At 68.4% G+C, this 18,621-nt stretch carries 16 protein-coding genes and 1 pseudogene; 6 read left to right on the top strand and 11 right to left on the bottom strand.

The annotated features are described in order from the left end of the window. Positions 1-54 precede the first annotated feature (54 nt). The 3 genes and pseudogenes from HBK84_RS04410 to dapE form a co-directional block, all read right to left on the bottom strand. Positions 55-1,329, bottom strand: coding sequence for a mannosyltransferase family protein (locus HBK84_RS04410; protein ID WP_240919102.1), 1,275 nt, complete (start codon positions 1,327-1,329; stop codon positions 55-57). Between the two features lie 224 nt (positions 1,330-1,553). After that, positions 1,554-2,297: pseudogene (locus tag HBK84_RS04405) on the bottom strand (TIGR00730 family Rossman fold protein); the annotation flags it as partial. 119 nt (positions 2,298-2,416) lie between these two features. Next, a complete protein-coding gene (gene dapE, locus HBK84_RS04400) occupies positions 2,417-3,520 on the bottom strand; it encodes a succinyl-diaminopimelate desuccinylase (RefSeq protein WP_144932278.1) in 1,104 nt (367 codons plus the stop codon). A 132-nt stretch (positions 3,521-3,652) separates the two neighbouring features. On the opposite strand from dapE, the gene dapD reads away from it, so the two are divergent. Then, positions 3,653-4,624 carry a 2,3,4,5-tetrahydropyridine-2,6-dicarboxylate N-succinyltransferase gene (gene dapD, locus HBK84_RS04395; RefSeq protein ID WP_085107164.1) on the top strand — a complete coding sequence of 324 codons (972 nt, stop codon included), beginning with the start codon at positions 3,653-3,655 and terminating at the stop codon, positions 4,622-4,624. Between the two features lie 112 nt (positions 4,625-4,736). Continuing rightward, the gene (gene galE, locus HBK84_RS04390; RefSeq protein ID WP_144932273.1) at positions 4,737-5,753 is read left to right on the top strand and encodes a UDP-glucose 4-epimerase GalE; all 1,017 of its coding nucleotides are present in this window, start codon (positions 4,737-4,739) and stop codon (positions 5,751-5,753) included. A gap of 152 nt (positions 5,754-5,905) precedes the next feature. On the opposite strand, the gene HBK84_RS04385 is transcribed toward galE, so the two are convergent. From HBK84_RS04385 to HBK84_RS04355, 7 genes are all read right to left on the bottom strand, one after another. Further along, positions 5,906-7,207, bottom strand: coding sequence for a citrate synthase (locus HBK84_RS04385; RefSeq protein ID WP_064846064.1), 1,302 nt, complete (start codon positions 7,205-7,207; stop codon positions 5,906-5,908). A gap of 175 nt (positions 7,208-7,382) precedes the next feature. Continuing rightward, on the bottom strand, positions 7,383-8,528 hold the full coding sequence (gene dapC, locus HBK84_RS04380; protein ID WP_167318293.1) for a succinyldiaminopimelate transaminase: 1,146 nt from the start codon (positions 8,526-8,528) through the stop codon (positions 7,383-7,385). A 4-nt stretch (positions 8,529-8,532) separates the two neighbouring features. Beyond that, on the bottom strand, positions 8,533-8,856 hold the full coding sequence (gene fdxA, locus HBK84_RS04375; protein ID WP_035965353.1) for a ferredoxin: 324 nt from the start codon (positions 8,854-8,856) through the stop codon (positions 8,533-8,535). 62 nt (positions 8,857-8,918) lie between these two features. Then, positions 8,919-9,404 (bottom strand): hypothetical protein, encoded by a 486-nt coding sequence (locus tag HBK84_RS04370; protein WP_240505702.1) that lies wholly within the window; start codon positions 9,402-9,404, stop codon positions 8,919-8,921. After that, positions 9,401-10,258, bottom strand: coding sequence for a PIG-L family deacetylase (locus tag HBK84_RS04365; RefSeq protein WP_239319475.1), 858 nt, complete (start codon positions 10,256-10,258; stop codon positions 9,401-9,403). The genes HBK84_RS04370 and HBK84_RS04365 overlap by 4 nt, the downstream gene beginning before the upstream one ends. Before the next feature lie 50 nt (positions 10,259-10,308). Further along, entirely contained in the window at positions 10,309-12,216 is a 1,908-nt protein-coding gene (gene typA, locus HBK84_RS04360) for a translational GTPase TypA (RefSeq protein ID WP_064846062.1), read from the bottom strand. 101 nt (positions 12,217-12,317) lie between these two features. Further along, complete coding sequence (locus HBK84_RS04355) at positions 12,318-14,342, bottom strand: alpha/beta fold hydrolase (RefSeq protein ID WP_167318292.1); 2,025 nt, start codon at positions 14,340-14,342, stop codon at positions 12,318-12,320. 111 nt (positions 14,343-14,453) lie between these two features. On the opposite strand from HBK84_RS04355, the gene HBK84_RS04350 reads away from it, so the two are divergent. From HBK84_RS04350 to HBK84_RS04340, 3 genes are all read left to right on the top strand, one after another. Beyond that, positions 14,454-15,164 carry an AzlC family ABC transporter permease gene (locus HBK84_RS04350; RefSeq protein WP_167318291.1) on the top strand — a complete coding sequence of 237 codons (711 nt, stop codon included), beginning with the start codon at positions 14,454-14,456 and terminating at the stop codon, positions 15,162-15,164. Between the two features lies 1 nt (position 15,165). Continuing rightward, a complete protein-coding gene (locus HBK84_RS04345; RefSeq protein WP_167318290.1) occupies positions 15,166-15,465 on the top strand; it encodes an AzlD domain-containing protein in 300 nt (99 codons plus the stop codon). A gap of 308 nt (positions 15,466-15,773) precedes the next feature. Continuing rightward, positions 15,774-16,052 (top strand): DUF1540 domain-containing protein, encoded by a 279-nt coding sequence (locus HBK84_RS04340; RefSeq protein ID WP_035965361.1) that lies wholly within the window; start codon positions 15,774-15,776, stop codon positions 16,050-16,052. 161 nt (positions 16,053-16,213) lie between these two features. Here HBK84_RS04340 and HBK84_RS04335 read toward each other — a convergent pair whose 3' ends face one another. Further along, complete coding sequence (locus tag HBK84_RS04335) at positions 16,214-17,053, bottom strand: hypothetical protein (protein ID WP_167318289.1); 840 nt, start codon at positions 17,051-17,053, stop codon at positions 16,214-16,216. Positions 17,054-17,247: 194 nt separating this feature from the next. Here HBK84_RS04335 and HBK84_RS04330 point away from each other — a divergent pair, with 194 nt between their 5' ends. Next, positions 17,248-18,570, top strand: a complete 1,323-nt coding sequence (locus HBK84_RS04330) for a CapA family protein (RefSeq protein WP_167318288.1) — start codon at positions 17,248-17,250, stop codon at positions 18,568-18,570. The last annotated feature ends 51 nt before the right edge of the window (positions 18,571-18,621 follow it).

The following is an 18,621-nucleotide window of genomic DNA, read 5'->3' as shown; positions in this document are numbered from 1 at the left end:
GTAGCGCACAGCGCGTGTGTGGACAGCGCCTGCGGCAAGGGCCGCCGCGCGGGGTCACGGCGGGTAGTCGCCACCGCCGGGTAGTTGCTTCCAGTGCCACAGCCACCCGACCCACACGATCTGCAGCACTGCCCCGAAGATCACGAGCAGCACCCGATAGGCGCGCGAGTCGCTCACGTGCACCAGGGCGGCGGCGAGCGGCGCCCACGGCAACAGCAACCGGAACGTGGAGCTCTGCGGGTTGAGCACGAGCAGCAGATAGCACCCGTAGGCCGCGATCCACACACGGACAAAGAACGGCAGGGCCCGCTTGACCGTGTCCGAACGCAACAGCATCACGACCGCCGCCACGAGCACCACGGGAGCGACGAGTCCGGCGATCGGGCCCAGCAGATCGGTGGCCTCGTGGAACCACGGCAACACGGGGATCACGTGCTGGCTCCCGCGCCAGGCGGCCTCCGTCTCGGTGTAGGCCATGGGCTCCCGCGTGACGACCCACGCGATGGCCGGCCACGCGAGGGCGGCAGCGCACGCGATCAGCGCCACCACGAGCCAGCGGTCCAGGCACCGGTACCACGCCCGACGTCGCGCGAGCACGTCCCCCACGCTGCGCCACAACCACCACACCCCCAGCGCCGCGGCCAGGGCCACGCCTGTGGGTCGGGTCAGTGCCTGCGCCACCACGAACACGGTGACCCACACGGGCCGGTCCCGCACGACGCACAGCATGGCGCTCAGCAAGAACAGCATGCTCAGCGCCTCGGCGTACGGGGTCTGCAGCACGGGTGCCACGGGGTTGAACGCGAACACCGCCACGGCCCACAGTGCCGGGCGTGAGACGCCCCCGGGAGTGCGGGGCGCGGCCATCACGGGTGCTTGGCACACCAGTCGGTAGAACACCAGGGCCGCACCGAAACCGGCCACGAGGGACACCGTGGCGGCCGTGACGGCCCACCCGGTCCTGGTCAGTGCGTCGATGCCGCGCACGAGCAGCGGGAACACGGGGTAGAACGCCCACGCGTTCTCGGACACCGTGCCCAGCGAGTCCCGGGGCACCTGGAACGGATACCCCTCCCGGAAGATGGTGTGGTACCAGTCGGCGTCCCACGTGTTCACGAAATCCAGGTACCCCAGGGCGCCGTTGCCCCACGGCCCGGGACCCTGTTGGGCACCCACGACCGTGAACACCGCCCAGCCCCAGACCCGCGACACCCCGTAGACCACGAGCACGGCGAGCCACCACGGAGCCGCCGCCCACAGTCGACGCATCCTCCCCGCACGGGAGTCGTGCGCGCTGCGCGCGGGGTCCGCCACCGCCGTGGAACTCACGCGCCGGAACCGGGGGCGCGAGCGTCGTCGTCCCTGGAACGGGGTATTGCGGTGCCAGGGTCGGTGTCGCCGCGCACGGAACCACGCGCGCCATCCGCGGGAGCGGCGTCGTCGCCCCCGGAACCGGGCGCCGCGGCGTCGACCGCTGCCTTCCCCGGGACGGGAGAGGCACCCGGGGCGGGGCCGGAGACCGGGATGCCGTCGTCGTCGGCGTGGACCGCGGTGAGGATCTCCACGACCTCGGCCACGCTGTCCGTGACCCGGAACAGTTCGAGGTCCGCGGTGGAGACCTTGCCGTCGGCCACCAGCGTGGTGGTGATCCATTCCAGCAACGGGCCCCAGTAGTCCGTGCCCACCAGGATCACCGGGAAACGCGTGATCTTACCCGTCTGCACGAGGGTCAGTGCCTCGAAGAGTTCGTCGAGCGTACCGAAGCCGCCCGGCAGCGCCACGAAGCCCTGGCTGTACTTCACGAACATGGTCTTGCGCGCGAAGAAGTAGCGGAAGTTGATGCCCAGGTCCACCCAGTCATTGAGGCGCTGTTCGTGGGGCAGCTCGATGCCGATCCCTACCGAGTGCGCGCCCACGTCCACCGCTCCCCTGTTCGCGGCCTCCATCACGCCGGGGCCGCCGCCCGTGACCACGGCGTAGCCGGCCTTGCCGATTTCCCGTCCCAGCTCGCGCGCGAGCTCGTACTCCGGGTGCCCCAGCGCGGTGCGCGCCGACCCGAAGACCGAGACGGCGGGGCCCAGGTTCGCGAGTGCGTCGAAGCCTTCAACGAACTCCGCCTGGATCCGCAGGACGCGCCACGGGTCGGTGCGGGTGAAGTCGTCCGGTTCGGCGGGGTGCTGGTCCAGGAAACGCTGGTCGGACGTGCGCCGATGCAGCTGTTTGCGGCGCAGCACCACCGGCCCCTTGTGACGCTCGGGGGGTAGGGAACGTTCGTGCGGTGTCTCAGGGGTGTGCATGCCCACCAGGCTACGTTCTCGTGCTGCACGCCGCCGCAGAACTCCCCTGCGGCATGCAACGCGGTGAGTACTCGAGCCAACCTCCCCCGCCTCGGATCGGATACCCGATCACCCCGCGCTCAGGACAACCAGGACGCGAGCGCACGGTGGCAGGCCCGGACGGCGTCATCGAACACGTGCTCGTCGTCGGTGTGGGCGAGCAGGGCGTCCCCGGGGCCGAAGTTCACGGCAGGCACCCCGGCCTCCGAGAAGCGGGCGACGTCGGTCCAGCCGTACTTGGGCATGGGCTCCCGCCCCACGGCGGCCACGAACTGCGCGGCGGAGGGCCGGTCCAGCCCGGGACGGGCCGCCGGCGAGAGGTCCTGCCACTCGAGCTCGTACCCGGTGAAGACCTCGCGCATGTGGTCCTGTGCCTGCTCGAGGGACTTGTCCGGGGCGAAGCGGTAGTTGACCTCGACCCACGCGGTGTCCGGGATCACGTTGCCCGCGACTCCCCCGCCGATCCGGATCGCATTGAGCCCTTCACGGTAGTCGAGGCCCTCCACAGTCACGGTGCGCGCCTCGTACGCGCTCAACCGGGCCAGGACCTCCGCCTGCTTGTGGATCGCGTTCTCCCCGATCCACGAGCGCCCGGAGTGGGCGGCCTTGCCGTGGGTCGTGATCCGGAAACGCATGGTGCCGTTGCACCCGCCCTCCACGGTCCCGTTGGTCGGTTCGAGCAGCACCGCGAAGTCCGCCTCGAGCAGTTCGGGGCTGTTGCGCATCACGCGGCCCAGCCCGCTCGCATCGCTCGAGACCTCTTCGTGGTCGTAGAACACGTAGGTGACGTCCCGGTTGGGCTCGGTGAGTTCGTGCGCGAGCACCAGTTGGACGGCCACACCGCCCTTCATGTCGGTGGTGCCGCGGCCGTAGATCACGTCCCCGTCCGCTTCCCGACGCCGCGTGGCCGGGACCCCGCCCAGCGATCCCTCCACGGTGGGCAGGGGCACGGTGTCCAGGTGGCCGGCGAGGATCACGCGTTCGTCTCGGCCGCGGTCCGTGCGGGCGATCACGGTGTCCCCGTCCCGGTGGACACTGAGATGGGGCAGAGCGCGCAGGGCTGTTTCGACGGCGTCGGCCAGGGGGCCCTCGTGATCGGACACGGACTCCACGTCCACGAGCGCGGCGGTCAGATCCGCGGGATCCATGGTGAGGTCGAGGGTCACGGAAGCGTCTGAGCTCATGCGTGCCAGCCTACAGTTTGCCCCTGCGCCCCGCAGTGGGCGTCGCGGTCGGCTGCCGCGGGGCCTCATTGACGAGCCGCGCGGGTCGGGTCATCTACCACCGGGTCACGGGGCATCTTTTAGGATGGGCCCATGACTTCAACGAGCGAGAGCACCGAGAATTCCCGTATCGCCTCCGGAGTGGGGCTGGCCACCGTGGTGGACTCCGGCGAGCGGGAGGGGACCGTGCTGGACGTCTTCTACCCTGCGCCGAGCCTGAGCGCCAACCCGGATACGAGCTACGAGGCGGATCTGCGCGTGGCCGCCACCACGGACCCGGATCGCAACGTGCGCTCCGAGATCGTGACCACCGTGATCAACCTGGACGAGGCACCCCAGGACGCCGCGGACGCCTACCTGCGCCTGCACCTGCTGTCCCACCGCTTGGTGCGGCCCAACACCCTCAACCTGGACGGCGTCTTCGGCAAGCTCGCGAACGTGGCGTGGACCAGCCGCGGTCCCGTGCTCGCGGAGGAACTGACCCGCTCCCTGCTGCGCCTGCGCGCCGGCGGGACCGTGACCGTGCTTGGCGTGGACAAGTTCCCGCGCATGGTCGATTACGTGGTGCCCTCCGGTGTGCGCATCGGTGACGCGGACCGCGTGCGCCTCGGTGCCTACCTGGGCGAGGGCACCACCGTGATGCACGAGGGGTTCGTGAACTTCAACGCCGGCACGCTCGGCGAGGCCATGGTCGAGGGCCGGATCTCCGCCGGCGTCGTGGTCCACGACCACACGGACGTGGGCGGCGGCGCATCCATCATGGGCACGCTGTCCGGCGGCGGCAAGCAGCGGATCACGCTGGGCCAGCGCTGCCTGCTGGGCGCCAACGCGGGCGTGGGCATCTCCCTGGGTGACGACTGCGTCGTCGAGGCCGGTCTGTACGTCACCGCCGGTACCCGCGTGAGCCTCATCGAGGGCGGCGCCGAACCCCGCGTGGTCAAGGCGTCCGAGCTCTCCGGCGTGAACAACCTGCTGTTCCGCCGCAATTCCACCAACGGCGCCGTGGAGGCGCTGCCCCGCCAGGGCAGCACGGTGGAGCTCAACGCCGCACTGCACGCCAATTGATCCCCGCCGTCGCGCGTCCACGGATCGCGACGACGACGACGCTCGGCCGGGTCCCGCAGCTCGCGGGCCCGGCCGCGCGTTTTCGTGAGGTCCACTGGATAGGGTGGGGACCATGAAGATTCTTGTCACCGGGGGAACCGGGTACATCGGCTCGCACACGGTTCTGGCGCTGCTCGAGGCGGGGCACGACGTCGTCGTCCTGGACAACCTGTCCAATTCGACCAAGACGTCGCTCGAGCGGGTGGCGGAACTCGCCGGACGCGACGTCGCGGCGTTCGAAGAGGTGGATCTGCTGGACCGCGAGGGTCTGGACCGCGTGTTCGCGCAGCACCGCCCGGACGCCGTGATCCACTTCGCGGGGCTCAAGGCCGTGGGGGAATCGGCGCAGAAGCCGCTGTGGTACTACACGAACAACGTCAGCGGGACCGTGAACCTGTTGTGGGCCATGGAGGAGAACGGGTGCCGCAGTATCGTGTTCTCGTCCTCGGCCACCGTGTACGGCGCCCCGGAGACCATGCCGCTGACCGAGAAGCTGTCCATGGACGCGCAGAACCCGTACGGCCGTACCAAGGAACACATCGAGGACATGCTCGCGGACCTCGCGGCCTCCGATGACCGCTGGTCCGTGGCCCTGCTGCGCTACTTCAACCCCGTGGGCGCGCACGAGTCCGGGCGGATCGGTGAGGACCCCTCGGGCATCCCCAACAACCTCATGCCGTTCGTCGCGCAGGTGGCCGTGGGCCGCCGCGAGAAGCTCATGGTCTTCGGCGACGACTACCCCACCCCGGACGGCACCGGCGTGCGCGACTACATCCACGTGGTGGACCTCGCGGACGGGCACCTACGTGCCCTGGACCGGATCAGCCGGGACCACGGCGTGCACGTGTGGAACCTGGGCACCGGCCGCGGCTACTCCGTGCTGGAGGTCCGCGAGGCATTCCAGAAGGCCTCGGGCCGGGAGATCCCCTACGAGATCGCCCCGCGCCGCCCCGGCGACGCCGCTGTGTCCTACGCCGATCCCGCCTCCGCCCTCGCCGAGCTGGGCTGGTCCGCGGACCGGGACATCGACACCATGTGCCGGGACCACTGGAACTGGCAGAAGAACAATCCGAACGGTTACGACGGCTGAGCCGAGCGGCGGCGTCGTCGGGTAGCGGGCGCGGCGCGCGCCGACGACGGCCCTGCCCTCCGGAGCCGCCGCGCGGCGGCGTCGTGCCCGCACCGACGAACGAGCCCCGATCACCGAACGGTGATCGGGGCTCGTCGGTTTGACCGGGGAACTCAGTTGGCGGTCGGGTAGTGGCGCTCACCCTCGCCCACGTAGAGCTGGCGGGGGCGGCCGATCTTGGTCTCGGGGTCCTCGATCATCTCGCGCCACTGCGCGATCCAGCCGGGCAGGCGGCCGATCGCGAAGAGCACGGTGAACATCTTCTCCGGGAAGCCCATGGCCTTGTAGATCAAACCCGTGTAGAAGTCCACGTTCGGGTAGAGCTTGCGCTCCACGAAGTAGTCGTCCGCGAGGGCCTTCTCCTCCAGGCCGATGGCCAGGTCCAGCAGCTCGTTGTTGCCGCCCATCTTGGCCAGGACGTCGTGCGCGTAGCCCTTGATGATGCGGGCACGGGGATCGTAGTTCTTGTAGACACGGTGCCCGAACCCCATGAGGCGGACGCCGTCCTCCTTGTTCTTGACCTTCTCCATGAACTCGTCCGCGGAGAGCCCACGGTTCTGGATCTGGTCCAGCATGGCCAGCACGGCCTCATTGGCACCGCCGTGCAGCGGGCCGTAGAGGGCGTTGATGCCCGCGGAGACGGACGCGAACATGTTGGCGTGGGAGGAACCCACCAGGCGCACCGTGGAGGTGGAGCAGTTCTGCTCGTGGTCCGCGTGCAGCATGAACAGGATGTCCAGGGTCTTGGCGACCACCGGGTCCACCTCGTAGTCCTCGGCGGGCACACCGAAGCACATGCGCAGGAAGTTCTCCGCGTAGTTGAGGTTGTTATGGGGGTACAGCTGCGGCTCGCCCACGGACTTCTTGTACGCGTACGCGGCCAGAGTGGGGACCTTTGCGAGCAGGCGGATGGTGGAGATCTCCACGTGCTCCTTGTTGAACGGGTCCAGGGAGTCCGAGTAGAAGGTGGACAGCGCGGACACGGCCGAGGACAGCACGGGCATGGGGTGCGCGGAGCGGGGGAAGCCGTTGAAGAACATCTTGATGTCCTCGTGCACCATGGTGTGCGTGGTGATGCGGTGCTGGAAGTCCTCGTACTGCTCACGCGTGGGAAGCTCGCCGTAGATCAGCAGGTAGGCGGTCTCCAGGAAGTTGGAGTGCTCCGCAAGCTCCTCGATGGGGTAGCCGCGGTAGCGCAGGATGCCCTGGGCGCCGTCGATGTAGGTCACCGTGGAGCGCGTGTTCGCGGTGTTCACGAACCCGGGGTCGAAGCTGACGTTGCCGGTCTCCTTGAGCAGGGAACCCACGCCGTAGCCCTTGTTGCCCTCGGTCACCTCCAGTACGGGGAGCTCGAGGGACTTGCCCTTCTCGTAGTTCAGCTCCACCTTGTCGGTGGACTTCTTGGCCTCTGCCATGATGTGTCCTTCACGGTTCGCTAGGTGTTCCACGACGGGTTCGCGGTCCGGTTCACCCCCACGCCGTCGTGGCGGTTCGGGTCGGTGCGCACCGGGCGGGAACACGATGTCATTCCCCACCAACCTACCCGTTGGTGTGATCGGGATTCCACTTGCCCACCCGTGTGCGGCGGGCTCAGACGGCGCCTGAGAGCCGTTGCACGGCGGCCGCCATGCGCTCGTCGCTCGCGGTCAGGGACAGCCGCACGTAGCCGTGCCCGGCGTCCCCGTAGAAGGTCCCGGGGCCCACCACGATGCCCAGGCGGGCGAAGCGTTCCACGGTGTCCCTCGTGTCCTCACCGGCGGTGGCCCACAGGTACAGGCCAGCCTCGGAATGCTCGATCGTGAGCCCGAAGGCCTCCACGGCGGGCTTGAGTGCCTCGCGCCGCTGCCTGTAGAGGTTCTTCTGCGCCGTCACGTGCGCGGTGTCCCCCAGGGCCACGCGCATGGCTTCCTGCACGGGATAGGGCACGATCATCCCGGCGTGCTTGCGCGAGTTGATGAGCGAGGGCATCAGCGCGGGGTCACCCGTGAGGAACGCGGCGCGGTAGCCCGCGAGGTTCGACTGCTTAGACAGCGAGTACGCGCTGAACAGCAGGGACGTGTCCCCGCCGCTCACGCGCGGGTCCAGGACGGACGGCACGGGTTCGCCACCGCGTGCGGGATCCCACTGACCCCAGCCGAGCTCGGCATAGCACTCGTCGGAGACCACCACGGCCCCCTGCGCGCGGGCCTGGTCCACGAGCCGCTTGAGACTCTGCGCGTCCCGCACGATGCCCGTGGGATTGCCCGGCGAGTTGACCCACACCATGCGCACGCGCTCGCGCACCGAGGGCTCGAGCTCGTCCAGCGAGTCCGCGGCCACGGCCTCGGCGCCGGCGATCTGCGCCCCGATGTCGTACGTGGGGTAGGCGACCACGGGACGCACTACGACGTCGCCCGGGCCCAGACCCAGCAACAGCGGCAGCCACGCGACGAGTTCCTTGGACCCCACCGTGGGCATCACGGCGTCCGGGTCCAGATCGGGCACACCGCGACGATCGGCGAACCACGCGGCCACGGCCTCCCGCAGCGCGGGGGTCCCGTGCGTCGTGGGATACCCGGGGGCGTCCGCGGCGGCGGCGAGCGCATCCTGGATCACGAGCGGCGTGGGGTCCACCGGGGTCCCGATGGACAGGTCCACCACACCATCCGGGTGCTCCTGCGCGGTCCGGCGGTACGGCGCGAGGGAGTTCCAGGGGTAGTCGGGCAGGTTCAGACCGAATCCGCGGGCCACGCTCACCGGATCAGTCCTGGTTCTGCGGGGGCAGTTCCGCGATCATGGGGTGGTCCTTGTGGGTGTTGCCGAGCTTGGCGGCCCCACCCGGAGAGCCCAGATCGTCGAAGAACTCCACGTTCGCCTTGTAGTACTCGGCCCATTCCTCGGGGGTGTCGTCCTCGTAGTAGATGGCCTCCACGGGGCACACCGGTTCGCACGCACCGCAGTCCACGCACTCGTCCGGGTGGATGTACAGGGATCGCTCGCCCTCGTAGATGCAGTCCACGGGACATTCCTCCACGCAGGCCTTGTCCTTGACATCCACGCACGGCTGCGCAATTACGTAAGTCACGGTTGACGAACCTCTCCTTCTGTTCCCAAGTCCTCGACCATTTTAGCGGCGGGCATTCGAGGCTACCGCGCCCGCGAGCGCACCAGCCAATGTCCCGTAACAATCACGGAGGCCATGACCGCCACGAAGATCACGGCGAACCACAGCAACCCCACGATCCCCACGGGCTCGGCCCACGTGGTGACCACGAGCGCCGAGCCCTCTCGCAGGTACGCGGTGGCCCAGGCGATCACGTACGTCACGAGCCCTGGGACGGCAGCCGCCCACACGCGCCGGGTCGCAGTACCGCACCACACGCTCGCGCACAGCAGCAGCGCCCCGGAGAATACGAGCCCCCACGGGAGCCACCAGCCGTCCAGGTACCAGATGTTGGCGTGCATGGCCGTGGCCACCGCTCCCGCCACGAGTCCCGTGAGCAGTGCCGTCACCAACGACGACGCCGCTCCCGGCCGTTGCTTCTCGGCTCCCCCGGGCGCGTGGTCGCCGGCGGTCTGCACGGCCGGGGCGCTCTCCCACGGGGCGGTGCGGCGCAGTCCGGACGCGCTCATTGTCCGCCCCGGCGCAACAGGCGAAACGTCTCGGTGGCGCTGAGGGTCTGCGGCACGCCGTTGGATAGCTCGTACGTGGTGCCCTGCGGGTCCTCGCCCAGGGTGATCTGTGTGGCGTGCGCCGCCATTGCGGCGCGCTTCACCGCCAGATCACCGTGGATCGCCGCTTGCGGCCGTTCGTCCGAGGGGTTCACGTCGCTCTCGATCCCCCACGTCAGGGGGACGTCCCACGCGTCGTGGGCGGTGTCCGGTGCTGACGCTGCGAGGTCCACGGCGCGCAGCGTGACCCCGTGCGTGGCCACGTGGTCCGGGTGACCGTACCCGCCGTCGTCGTCGTAGGTGATCACGGCGTGGGGACGCACCGCGCGGATAGCTGCGGCCACGTGGGCGGCGGCCTCCTGCGGATCCGCCGCCGTGAGCGCTGCGGGTGAGACGTCCTCGGCGGGCTGCGGGCGGCCGTCGGGCCCCCAGCTCATCCCGGAATCCACGTACTTGTCCGCGCCGTTGGCGAAACCCTCGGCGGGATCGTGGGCGGGGGGCTCTCCCGCGAAGAACCGGTCCGCGAGCCCCATGGCGGCCGCGGCGGCGTCGAGCTCACCCACGCGGTAGAGCCCCAGCGCGGTGCCGTCGGTGTCCGGGCACCCGGGTTGGCCCACCTCGAGATGACGCAGGGCGGGCGGGATAACCTCACCGCGTTCGCCGCGCGTCATGGTCAGCAACACCGTGGTGGCGCCCAACGCGCCGTAGTACCCGATGGATACGCCCGTGACGATGGCTTCGTCGTCCGGGTGGGCGTGCACCCACAACACACGAGCCCGGGCGGGGTCCACGCCCCCGGGGAGCAGTGTCTCCACCGCCCCCTCGGTTGCGTGTCCCCCGCCCGGGTATCGAGGATCGGCCACGATCAGGCGCGCGCCCGCTGCCGGGCGACCTTGAGGCGCTCGTTGGCGTCCAGGACCACCTTGCGGATGCGGATGGCCTCCGGGGTGACCTCCACACACTCGTCCTCGCGCGCGAACTCGAGGGACTCCTCGAGCGTGAGCTTGCGCGGGGGCGTGAGGTTCTCGAAGCTGTCCGCCGTGGACGAGCGCATGTTGGTGAGCTTCTTCTCCTTGGTGATGTTCACGTCCATGTCGTCCGCGCGGGAGTTCTCACCCACGATCATGCCCTCGTAGACCTCGGAGGTAGGCTCCACGAAGAACGAGCCGCGCTCCTGCAGGTTGATCATGGCGTACGGGGTGACCACACCGGCGCGGTCCGCGATCATGGAACCGTTGGTGCGGTACTCGATCTCCCCGGCCCACGGCTCGTAGCCGTCTGCGTAGGAGGACGCGATGCCCGCGCCACGGGTCTCCGTGAGGAACTTGGTGCGGAAGCCGATCAGACCGCGCGAGGGGACCTTGAACTCCATGCGCACCCACCCGGTGCCGTGGTTGCTCATGCCCTCCATACGGCCCTTACGCGCGGCCATGAGCTGGGTGATCGCACCTAGGAACTCGTCCGGAGCGTCGATCGTCATGTGCTCGTAGGGCTCGTGCACCTTGCCGTCCACGGTCCTGGTGACCACCTGTGGTTTGCCCGCGGTGATCTCGAAGCCCTCGCGGCGCATCTGCTCCACGAGGATGGCCAGGGCCAGCTCACCGCGGCCCTGCACCTCCCACGCGTCTGGGCGCTGGGTGGGCAGCACGCGCAGCGAGACGTTACCGATGAGCTCCTTGTCCAGGCGGTCCTTGACCTGGCGCGCGGTGACCTTGGCCCCCTTGACGCGTCCGGCCAAGGGCGACGTGTTGATCCCGATGGTCATGGAGATCGCGGGATCGTCCACCGTGATCAGCGGCAGCGGCTCGGGGTTCTCGAGGTCCGTGAGGGTCTCACCGATGGTGATGTCCTCGATCCCGGCCACGGCCACGATCTCACCGGGCCCGGCGCTCTCCGCAGGCACCCGGTCCAGGCCCTTGGTGGCCAGCAGTTCGGAGATGCGCACGCTCTTGAGGGTTCCGTCGTGACGCGCCCACGCCACGGTCTGGCCCTTCTTCAGCGTCCCGTTGAAGATGCGCAGCAGGGCCAGGCGACCCAGGAACGGGGAGGCGTCCAGGTTGGTCACGTGCGCCTGCAGCACGCCGTCCGGGTTGTAGGACGGCGCGGGGATGTGCTCGATGATGGTACGGAACAGCGGCTCGAGGTCCTCATTGTCCGGCAACTCGCCGTTGCCGGGCTGGTCGGTGGAGGCACGGCCGGCCTTGCCAGAGGCGTAGACCACGGGCACGTCCAGGACGGCGTCCAGGTCCAGGTCCGGGTGGTCCTCGGCGATGTCCGAGGCCAGGCCCAGCAGCAGGTCCATGGTGTCGGAGACGACCTCGTCGATCCGGGCGTCCGGGCGGTCCACCTTGTTGACGACGACGATCACGGGCAGCTTGGCCTCGAGGGCCTTGCGCAGCACGAACCGGGTCTGGGGCAGCGGGCCCTCGGAGGCGTCCACGAGCAGCACGACGCCGTCCACCATGGACAGACCGCGCTCCACCTCGCCACCGAAGTCGGCGTGACCCGGGGTGTCGATCACGTTGATCGTGATGGTCTCACCGTTGGCCGCGGGGCCGTCGTAGAACACCGTGGTGTTCTTGGCCAGGATGGTGATGCCCTTCTCCCGCTCCAGGTCGCCCGAGTCCATGACCCGTTCCTCGACCTCTCCGTGGCTGGAGAACGCGTTCGTCTGCTGGAGCATGGCATCGACGATGGTGGTCTTGCCGTGGTCAACGTGGGCCACGATGGCCACGTTGCGCAGATCGGCGCGCTGGGTGGTGGTTTCAGACATGCACAGGTCTCTCTTCATGAGTGGATGCAGAGGGGAATCGTGGAGATTCTACTCCCCTCCGCCGCCACCCGGAGCACACGTGATGCATGTCTCCCGTGTGCTCAGCCGAGCAGTTCGGGGCGCTGCCATTCCTCACCCAGCACGTGTTCGGCCAGGAACGCGAGCACGGTCTCGTACCACGCCCGCGAGTTGGCCGGCTTGAGGATCCAGTGGTTCTCGTCCGGGAAGTACAGGAACCGGTGGCCCTCCACCCGGGTGCGCAGCTGCAGATCGGACCACAGCTCGATGCCCTGGGAGATCGGGACCCGGTAGTCCTTGTCCCCGTGGATCACGAGCATGGGGACCTGGATCCGGTCCACGAACCGGTGCGGTGAGTACACGGCGGCCTGGGCCGGGCCCATGGCCTCACGCCACTCGGTGTTGTCCGTGGTGGCACCCATGGAGTCCAAGTTCCACAGGGACGCGTGGGTCACGATGCACCGGAACCGGTCCGCCGTCTGGGTGGCCACCCAGTTGGCCATGTACCCGCCGTAGGAACCGCCCAGCAGCGCTTGGCGCTGGGCATCGATGTCCGCCCGCTGCGTCGTGGCCTCCACGAGGGCCATCACGTCCGTGAACGGCGCCCCGCCCAGCTCCTGCTGACCGCGGTCGATCATGGCCTGTCCGTAACCCGTGGAGATGGCCGGGTCCGGGAACAGCACGGCATAACCGCGGGCCACGAACGGCCACGGATTCCAACGCCAGCTCCACTGGTTGTTGGACGCCCACGGCCCACCGTGAACGAACACGAGCAACGGGTGTTCGGTTCCTTCCCCCTCGGGCAGCGCGAGCCACGCGCGGATGCTCGTCCCGTCCTCGGCGGTCGTGGTGACCTCCTCGAGGCGGCCGGGGACGGCGTCGTCGGGCACGAGACCGTCGATCCGGGTGGGCTCGGCGCAGAACTCCCGACCGGACCACGTCACCGCCTCGAGGGGGTGGTCGTAGGTGGCCCGCAGACCGTAGAACGCGTCCCCCACGGGGTGGACCGCGCAATAGGTCCACGGCTGCTCGGCACCGCCGGCCAGGACGTCGATCGAGGAGTCCCCGCCCCGCGGGCACGTGACCCGCAGCACGATCCCCCGGCCCTGATAGTCGGACGTGCACACGAAGGAGTCGTCATCGATCCACCGGGATTCCCCCGCCCAGTATTCGTCTGTGGGCACCACTTCCGTGTCCCGACCCGTGCTCAGGTCGTGGACCCACAGCGAGATCTGCAGGTTGACGCCGTCGCGCCACACGACGTCCCGCTCCAGGACGACCCGGCTGCCGTCCGGGGAGACGGGCCCGGGCTCCCACCAGTCCTCCTCGGTGGCGTCCCGGAACAGTTCGGCCTGACCGGCGCCGTCTGCCGTAATCGGCACCCGCCACAGCTGGGACCGTTCCCAGCCCTCCGGCAACCACACGGTCAACTGTGCGATCAGCCAGGTGCCGTCCGGGGCGACCGAGTAGCGCATTAACCGCCCGGCGGGCAGATCCACGCGGCGCACGGCCTCCCCCGCGTCCCGGGACTCGGCGAGCGCGGCGGTGTCCACGAACCACAGGGCGGTCTCGGCGGCTGGGAGGTCGTGGTCCCAGTACCGGAACGGCGCGCGGTCGTAGAGCATGGGACTCGCCCCGGATTCCTCACGCAATTCGTGCAGTTCACGGTTGCGGGCGAGCTCGTCCGCCGCACCCTTGGCACTCGGGTGCATGCCCGAGAGGAAGAACAGCATGTCCCCGCCCAGCTTGGGGTCCGAGATGCCCTCGGGCATGTCCAGCACCATGCGGGCGTCGCCGCGTTCGGGGAGCAACCACAACCGGGAGCGCTTCTCGTCGTCCCCGTCCATGGGCCGGTCGGACGTGAAGTAGAGCTCCCCCGACGGCGCCGGGCACACCTCTTGGACTCCTTGATCGCCGGAGGTCAGGGGGACAGGTGCATGATCGCCGTCGGTCGGGCGGGGTACCGACCACGCGTGTTTGACGTAGCGCTTACCGTCTGAGGACAGTTCCTGCCGCAGGGCGATCACCGGGCCGTTCCGGTGTCCGCTCAATCCGGTGAGTCGTGGGGTGGCCACGAGCTGTTCGGGAGTTTCATAACGGGGTGTCATATGAGTCACATTACAGACGTGCCGGTCACGCATAAGCGCCCACGTGTCACCCCAGCCACTAACGTGGCCCTCGGCCACGTGGCGCAGCGGTGGCGGATGGGAGTGGAACGCATGAGTTCGGACAAGGGGACGTTGGCGTGGGCGGTGCGCGTCACGGTTCCCGTGGCCATGGGATACCTGCCGCTCGGGATGGCCTTCGGCGCCTATGCGGTCTCGCTGGGGTTCGCTCCTTATCTGGCGCCCCTCACGGCTCTCGTGGTCTTCGCGGGCTCGATCGAGTTCCTGCTCGTGGGATTGGTCTCGGCGGGAGCGGGCCTGCTACAGATCGCCGTGACCACTCTGCTGGTCAACAGCCGACACATCTTCTACGGCTTCTCCTATCCCACCCACCTGCTGCGTTCGCCCTTCGCCAAGTTCTACGGCCCCTACGCCCTGACCGACGAGGCCTATGCACTGATTAACAGCGGCGTGCGCCCCACCACGCAGCACGAGCTCATGCTGATCCAGGGCGTCTCCCAGTTCTACTGGGTCTTCGGTGCCGCGGTCGGAGCCGTGGCCGGCGGACTCATCCCGGAATCGTTCGACGGTTTCGACTTCGCACTGACCGGGTTGTTCACCCTGTTGTTCGTGAGCGCCCTGAGTGCGGCCTCGCAGCGCGTGATGATCGTGCTCGCTGCCCTGGCCTCCATTGCGGTGGGGCTGCTGCTGCCCCGCGACCTGTTCCTGCTCGGTGCCATGTTGTGCTACGCGGTGCTATGCGTCGTGCTCGTCAAACGCCCACGGCACGGTCGTTCGTCCCAGACCGCGGAAGGCGGCGCCTGAGATGCTCGCAGCCATCGTCGTGTGCGCCGCCGTGACCTATTCGTTGCGCCTGCTCCCCGTGTTGTTGGCCCATCGGTTCCGCGATCGCGAGGACCTGCGGGAGATCTCCGCCCTGCTCCCCGCGGGACTCATGTTGATCCTGGTCGCCTATACATTGCTGGAGGCCGATTCAGGGGTGCAGTTGAGCCGATTGATTCTCGCGGCGGTGATTTCCGTGATGGTGAACGCGGTGAGCAAGAATTTCCTGATGGCATTCATCGCGGGATTCTCGGCATATTCATTGTCGGGATTATTCCTGTAAATTGCCGGGGCAATTCGAGCGGCCCCGGAAACTCTGAGCCCCGTCGCGCAGTGAGTGAGCGCACACGTCCCGCGGGCATCTACGATGAGCCGACGACGGGGTCGCAAGCTCACTCGCACCATTAGATCAAATATTGTTTCCCTATTCTGGTGAGTGCACCCTCAACAAACTCAGGCATACCTAACCCCAATTAGGTAACGACCTTTTACCATAAGGGTCAACTTACTGGCGCGCCTCGAAAAACACCCGTAGTGTCCATATCAGTTCATCCGACGATCAGAGCACCACCCGAATCACAGGAGAAGATCATGGCCACTCTCACCGCTGTTTCCGCTTGCACCGCCACCGGCTGCGCCTTCAACGACAACGGCTGCACCGCCCCCGCCATCACGGTGGGCGGCCAGGGCTCCGAGGCTTCATGCACCACGTTCATCTCGCTCGACGCCCGCGGTGGCCTGCCCACCGCCAACGGCCAGGTGGGCGCGTGCCAGCGCCTTGAGTGCGTGCACAACAAGGACCTGTTGTGCACCGCCTCGTCGATCGAGGTCACTGCGGACGCCAACTGCGCGAGCTACGAAGCCCGCTGATCGCGGAGCTCACCGAATAACAACTGCAGACATGAGAGGACCGCGAGTCATGCGACTCGCGGTCCTCTCATGTCTGCAGCGATTGATCGAGCCCCGGCAGGTTCACACGACCGCCGGACGGCCTCGGGGTGTGACGCTGCCGCTGGGGTACCGGCGCAGTGTCACGCTGCGGCGGGGGTGCCCAGCAGGGATGCGAGGTTGTCGGCGAGGTCTTGCGCGGACGACGTCGGACGATGGAACGGGACGAAGTAGACGCTGGTCGCGGTCGAACCCTCGCGCAGAACCGTGACCCCAGTAAGATCCACGTCCACCACGAAATCCCGATTCCGGGTGTGAGCGCACCCGCCGCTCGAGGGCTTACGCGTGAGCAGGTGGGCGGGGATCCATCCGTTTTCCGCGGCATCGCACATCCCGGCCAGATCGATTGGATCCACGGACACTGCGGCGTCCAGGGCCACGGCTTCGGTGTTCACCGCGGCAATGGAATCCCCGAGCTCGCGGCCGAACGCCCGCACCTGGTCGACGCTCAGTGGCGTGGCACCGGAACCGTCATGAACCACGACCCGTGCCGTGGAGACGATCGCGAGTCGCCCGGACGCCGTGTCGGCCACGGCCGCCACGAGCTCCGGCAACTCCCCCGCCATGAGGAGTTCGTCGGTCTCACCCGGGGTCAGCCACTCGAGACCCGCCAGGAAGTGTGCACTGGCCGCCACGATGCGTACGGAGGGGTCCGGAGCGAACTTGGCGATGTCCACGCGCACGTCCACGGTCTGCCCCGCCGGGGTCAGCGCAGCGGCGTCGGGGTGAGGAGCCGCGGCCATGACCATCCGGCCGTTTGGCATGAACCCGTGCGCCAAGCACGGCAGTGTAGGTTGACCCTCGAGGCGGTAGGCGACCACGTTCGCTCGGCCCGCGCCCGCGAGCATGCGGTGCGCGAGTGATACGACTCGCTCCGACACGCCCACGTACCCGAGCTGTGCACCGTTGTCGGTTCGACCCACGATCGTCCCCGCTTCCGTTGTGACCAATCCCACCGGGCCCGCCGAGAACATCCCGACCGCACCCGATCCGCAAAACTTAGGAAAGCCTAACCTCCCAAAAAGGTGGACGGAAGGGTTTGCGACGAATTTGGTCAGATTTTTATGACCTAAACGGAGGTGATTCATATCACGGACGTGTGCGATAGCATCGCAGCATGCCTCCCCTACCCCTCCGACCCCGTTCATCCCGCGCCGCCCGACGATCACGCTCGCCGCGGATCGCCGGGGCCGCGGCACTGACCGGGGTGGCTTTGCTGGTCTCCGGGTGCGGGGCCTCGGGCGGGGATGCCCAGGAGGACGCGGGGCAGGATCCCGGCGCAGCGACGTCGTCCGCCACCAGCCGGGCGACGAGCGAGACGGCCCGTGCGAGCGAGCCCGGTAAGGGCCCGGAGTGTCCCGAGGACGCGTGCTTCACCGTGGCGATGACCGGTGATCTCCTGCTGCACGAAGGCCTGTGGCGCAACTTCGCGGTGGACCCGGCCATGAATGAAGGCAGACACTTCGACTTCGACCCGCTGCTGGCCGGTCAGAAGCCGTACCTGGACCAGGCCGACGTGGCCATCTGCGAGATGGAGACCCCGGTGGCGCCCAAGGGTGGGCCCTACTCGGCCTACCCGAGCTTCAGTGTGCCGCCGGAGATCACCGTGGCGGCCAAGAACACGGGTTACGACGCGTGCACGTCCGCGACCAATCACACCGTGGACCGCGGCACCGAGGGCGTGAACCGGACCTTGGCGACCCTCGACGAGGCGAGCCTCAAGCACACCGGTTCGTACACTTCCGAGCGCGCATCCGAGGAGCCCATGCTGCTGGAGACCCCGGCCGGGACCGTGGCCGTGGTCACCGGGACCAACAGTCTCAACGGCCAGCGGGCGGAGCACGACTGGCAGGTGGACCGGCTGCGGGACCCCGCCGAGGAGCCGCAGGCCGCGCGACAGGACATCGACCGCGCCGTGGCGCAGGCGAAGAAGGCGCGCCAGCAGGGCGCGGACGTGGTGATCGCGGCCATGCACTCGATCATCGAGTACCAGGACGACGCCGACGCCTACCAGAAAACCACGGCCCACTCGCTGATTGATTCCGGTGCGTTCGACGCCGTGTACGGTCACGGTTCGCACAGCGTGCAGCCCATCGAGCACTACAACGGCAAGTGGATCGTCTACGGACTGGGCAACACCGTCACGGAGACCTCCCCGGCGTACGAGAACAACAACCAGGGTCTGATCACGCGCTTCCAGTTCGCGCGCGGGGACGACGGCGCGTGGCGGGTCAGCGACCTGGCCTGGGCACCGAGCTCCAACACCCAGGACGGCCGGTTCCAGTGGTGCTCCACGGCCTCGGACCAGCCCAACGGTGTGTGCCGCTCCCCGCAGGAGGACCGGCAGATCCGCGAGCGCATCGCGGGGATCATCAACACGGACTCGGCGACGGCGAACGGGTTGCGGGAGTGGCGGGTCGCGGAGGAAACGGAAGACTGAGCGGCGGAACGTCCACGAGAGAAGGCCGGTTCCACGAGACCCCGTGAGGGT

Origin of the sequence: Kocuria sp. KD4, assembly GCF_011769905.1 — a bacterium.
Taxonomy (GTDB): Bacteria; Actinomycetota; Actinomycetes; order Actinomycetales; family Micrococcaceae; genus Kocuria; species Kocuria marina.
This window is presented reverse-complemented; position numbering and strand designations above follow the sequence as displayed.